We start from the raw sequence: 4,068 nt of genomic DNA on the forward strand, positions 1-4,068 counted from the left end.
AGCACGCCACGGACGCTCCCGGCGACGAGACCGCCGTGCGCCGCATCGACGCAGAGAAGGTCCGGTGCTAGCAGTTCGAGGCAGCGGCGCCAGTGCCGCTCCCCCCGGCGCAGGTTCAGCGGCGCCAGGACCGCCCCCCGGCGCAGGGCGGCGAAGACGAGGGCGGCCTGATCCGCGGAATTGGCCGCGAGGACGGCGATCCGGGCGCCGGCGCCGATGCCGGCCCGCCGCAGATCTTCGCCGCGGCGGCCGACCGCATCGTCGTATTCCCGCCAGGTCCAGGTTCGCGCGTCGCTGCGCAAGGCGATGCTCCCTGGCCGTTCGCGCGCGGCGGTACGCACGGGACAGATCATCGTGCCGGCCTCAACCATCGCGGCCGCCGCCGAGCCGGGTCCCGGTCTCCAGGCAGGGACTGCCACGATTCAGGCGCACGCCGAGCCCCGGTTCCGCCGGCACCGACATCACGCCCCGGCGAGTGGGCGGATCATCGACGAGCAGCGTGTCCGCGAGCAGACGGAGCGTGTCGAGGCCGCAAGGCACCGGCGGTCCGCCGCCGGGATCGCGCGCGACGGCCGCCGCCAGATGCAGACAGGCCGCGACGCCGATGCCCGATTCCAGCGCCGTGGTGACCACCGTCTTCTTGCCCTGCCGCTGCGCGGCGAGGGCCAGCGCGACGGCCGGCGACGGCCCGCCGACGAGCGTCGGCTTGAGAACCACCGCCACGATGGCTTCGTGCCGGAGCAGGGCGTGCCACCGCTTCGGGTCGAACACCGTCTCGTCGAGCGCGAAGGCGAGGCCGCAGCGGCGGTGCACGTCGTCGAGCGCATCGGCATGCTGCGGGGCGAGGGGCTCCTCGACGAATTCGATACGCCGGGCCGGCAGCCCGGCGAGCGCCGTCAGCGCCTGCTGCGGATTCCACGCGCCGTTCGCGTCGAGGCGCAACCTGACCTGCGGCGGCAAGCCGTCGAGCAGCGCCTCGATCCGTCGACGGTCATCCTCGGGCGCGAGCGCGCCCACTTTCATCTTGACGATCCCGATACCCGGCTGGCAGGCGGCCTCGAGATCCCGGCGCGTCGCGCCGGCAGGCAGCACGGTGTTGTAGGCCACGGCGCCGGCGGCATCGTCTCCCAGCAGCCTGGCGAGCGGCCGTCGCGCCGCCTGGGCGGCCAGGTCGGCCAGCGCCGTGTCGAGCCCGCAGCGGGTCGACGCCGGGCATCCCCGAAGAGCCGGGAGACGGTCGAGAACCTCGCCCAGACAGGTGCGGTGATCGTCGAATTCGAGCTCGCGGAGCCCTGCGCAGAGCCGACTGGCCGCCGTCTCGGCGTCCGCCAGGCCCTCGGGCGAGAAGCCGGGCAACGGTGCGACATCCCCCAGACCGGTCCGGCCCTCGCTGTCCACGAGTTCGACGATGACGCCCTCGCGGCGCGAGAGGCTGCCCCGCGAGGTCGCGAAGACGTCCCGCAGGGGAATCGCGTAGCGGCGCAATCGCGCGGTGACGATCCTCACAGCAGCCAACCCGTCGAAAAGAGCAATCCGAAGAGCAACATCAGCCGTCCCGTCTCGGCGAGGGCGTCGTTGAGCGCCGGCCCGTCGGTCTCGCGCAGCACCTTGCGCGCGGTCGGCAGAGCCGCCGGCGCGACCATGAGCGTCAACGCGGCCCACGGCCGGCCCGTCGCGCCGGACGCGAACAGGAGCGGGAACAGCGCGGCGCCGACGACCAGCACGAGATACTGCGCCCGCGTGAAGGTGCGGCCGAGGCGCACGGCGAGTGTCCGCTTGCCCGTCCGGCGGTCGGACTCCATATCGCGCAGATTGTTGACCACCAGGACCGCCGTCGCCATCATCCCCGGCGGGACGGACAGCGCCAACACCGCGGCCGTGATGTCGAGGGTGATGACATAGTAGGTGCCGCCGACGGCGACCGGTCCGTAGAAGACCAGCACGAAGAGATCTCCGAGGCCGAGATAGCCCAGCGGCCGGGGGCCCGCCGTGTAGAGCACGCCGCAGAGAATGGAGGCCAGCCCGATCGCCACGACCGGCCAGCCGCCGCGAAACACCAGATACAGACCGACCAGGACGGCCAGCTTGAAGACGACGAAGATCGCGATCTTCATCTGCGTCGGCGTCACGAGGCCGGCCTGGGTCACCCGTAACGGCCCGATCCGGTCGGCGTCGTCCACGCCCTTGAGATGATCGCAGAGGTCGTTCGTGAAGTTCGTGCCGATCTGGATCAACAGGGCGCCGGCCAGGGCCGCCAGGCAGGGCCAGAGCGCGAAGGCGCCGGCCTCGTACGCGAGCGTCCCGCCGATCATCACCGGCAGGACGGCCGTCGGCAACGTCCTGGGCCGGGCGGCCAGTGACCAGATCGTCAATGTACCGGGTCGCGTCTCGCTGCTCATCGATCCTCACTGCGGCCGATGCCGGTCTAGGGGTGCCGCGCGAACTTCGAGAAATCCGGTGCCCGCTTCTCGTTGAAGGCGTTGCGGCCCTCCTGTCCCTCGGCGGTCTGGTAGAAGAGCAGCGTCGCGTTGCCGGCCAGTTCCTGCAGTCCGGCCTGACCGTCGCAATCGGCGTTCAGGGCCGCCTTGAGACAGCGCAGCGCCATAGGGCTGTTGGCGAGCATCTCGCGGCTCCAGCGGACGGTTTCGGCCTCGAGCCGGTCGTACGGCACGACGCAGTTGACCAGACCCATGTCGAGGGCCTGCTGCGCGCTGTACTGGCGGCAGAGGAACCAGATCTCGCGCGCCTTCTTCTGGCCGACGATGCGGGCCAGGTAGCTGGCGCCGTAGCCGCCGTCGAAGGAGCCGACCCGCGGGCCGGTCTGCCCGAAGACCGCGTTGTCGGCGGCGATGGTCAGATCGCACATCAGGTGCAGCACGTGCCCGCCGCCGACGGCGTAGCCCGCCACCGCGGCGATGACCGGCTTGGGCAGGGTGCGGATCAGCCGCTGCAGGTCGAGGGCGTTCAGGCGCTCGACGCCTGCGTCGTCCCGATAGCCCGCGTCGCCGCGAATGGACTGGTCGCCGCCCGAGCAGAAGGCCTTCTCCCCCATGCCTGTCAGGATCACGACGCCGATCCGCGAATCGTCGCGGGCGTCGTTGAAGGCGGCGATCATCTCGCTGATCGTGCGCGGACGGAAGGCGTTGCGGACGTGCGGCCGGTCGATCGTCACCCGCGCGATGCCCTCGGCCTTCTCGTATCTGACATCCTCGAAGTCCTCGGCGCCCACCCGGGCCGGCGTCCACTTCACGGTCTCCATGTTCACCACTCCTGCTCCGTGTTCAGTCCTCATCGTCTCCGGTCCGTAGCACGCGCGGGGGGTTCCCAGAGGAACTCCCGGACGATGCGCGCGAACGCCGCTGGTCTCTCAAGATGGACATTATGGCCCGCATCGGCAACGGTGACCAGACGGGCATCCGGCATCAGGCCGGCCATGCTGCCGTTGAGAGTCCGGTACTTGTCATCCAGTCCGCCGCACACGAGCAGAACCGGCATCTCCAGGTCCGGCAGCCTCTGCCACAGCGAAGGGAAGCGGCCGGTGCCGATGTTCTCTAGCGACAGCGCCAACCCCGCGGCGTCGCAGCGGCGGCGGCGCCTCTTGAGGCGTGCCAGCAGATCCGGCCGGCGGCGCAGCGACGCGAAGAGCGGCTGGTCGAACCAGGCGTCGACGAAGACGGCGATGCCCTCGCTACGCAATGTCCCGGCGCGAAGCCTGTCTTCGTCCAGGCGCTGCCGTCGGTCGTCTTCGGCAGCCAGACCCGGCGACGCGCTTTCCAGGACGAGTCGGCCGACCCGGCCGGGGTAATGCAGCGCGGTGTAGAGCGCCACGCGCCCGCCGAGGGAGTAGCCGAGCAGGTCGACCCGCTCCAGCGCCATCGTGTCCAGGATGCCGATCAACGCCGCGGCCGTCGCCGCGACACCGTAATCCGCGGGCCGGTCCGCGCCGATCGAGGCGCCGTGACCGGGCAGGTCGGGCATGATGCAGCGGCATCCGGGCGCGGTCGCGGCGGCCAGGTCCCGCCAGTCCGCGCCGCGGCCCAGGAAGCCGTGCAGCAGGAGCAGCGCATC

General features: G+C 71.2%; 5 protein-coding genes. All 5 read right to left on the reverse strand.

What is annotated here, in order from left to right; translation table 11 throughout:
* Positions 1 to 371 (reverse strand): acyl--CoA ligase (locus KJ554_02090; protein ID MBU0741125.1); only part of this gene is annotated, 371 nt, incomplete at its 3' end.
* Complete coding sequence (gene menC / locus KJ554_02095) at positions 364 to 1,506, reverse strand: o-succinylbenzoate synthase (protein ID MBU0741126.1); 1,143 nt, start codon at positions 1,504 to 1,506, stop codon at positions 364 to 366. The genes KJ554_02090 and menC, both read right to left, overlap by 8 nt.
* Positions 1,503 to 2,399, reverse strand: coding sequence for a 1,4-dihydroxy-2-naphthoate polyprenyltransferase (locus tag KJ554_02100; protein ID MBU0741127.1), 897 nt, complete (start codon positions 2,397 to 2,399; stop codon positions 1,503 to 1,505). The genes menC and KJ554_02100 overlap by 4 nt, the downstream gene beginning before the upstream one ends.
* A gap of 26 nt (positions 2,400 to 2,425) precedes the next feature.
* On the reverse strand, positions 2,426 to 3,259 hold the full coding sequence (gene menB, locus KJ554_02105) for a 1,4-dihydroxy-2-naphthoyl-CoA synthase (GenBank protein ID MBU0741128.1): 834 nt from the start codon (positions 3,257 to 3,259) through the stop codon (positions 2,426 to 2,428).
* A gap of 29 nt (positions 3,260 to 3,288) precedes the next feature.
* Positions 3,289 to 4,068 (reverse strand): 2-succinyl-6-hydroxy-2,4-cyclohexadiene-1-carboxylate synthase (gene menH, locus KJ554_02110; GenBank protein MBU0741129.1); only part of this gene is annotated, 780 nt, incomplete at its 5' end.

Source organism: bacterium (assembly GCA_018814885.1).
In the GTDB taxonomy this organism is placed as follows: Bacteria; Krumholzibacteriota; Krumholzibacteriia; order LZORAL124-64-63; family LZORAL124-64-63; genus JAHIYU01.

Coding starts and splice junctions, on each gene's coding strand:
- KJ554_02100 (MBU0741127.1), bottom strand. CDS start 2,399: ATGAGCAGCGAGACGCGACCCGGTACATTGACGATCTGGTCACTGGCC.
- menB (MBU0741128.1), bottom strand. CDS start 3,259: ATGGAGACCGTGAAGTGGACGCCGGCCCGGGTGGGCGCCGAGGACTTC.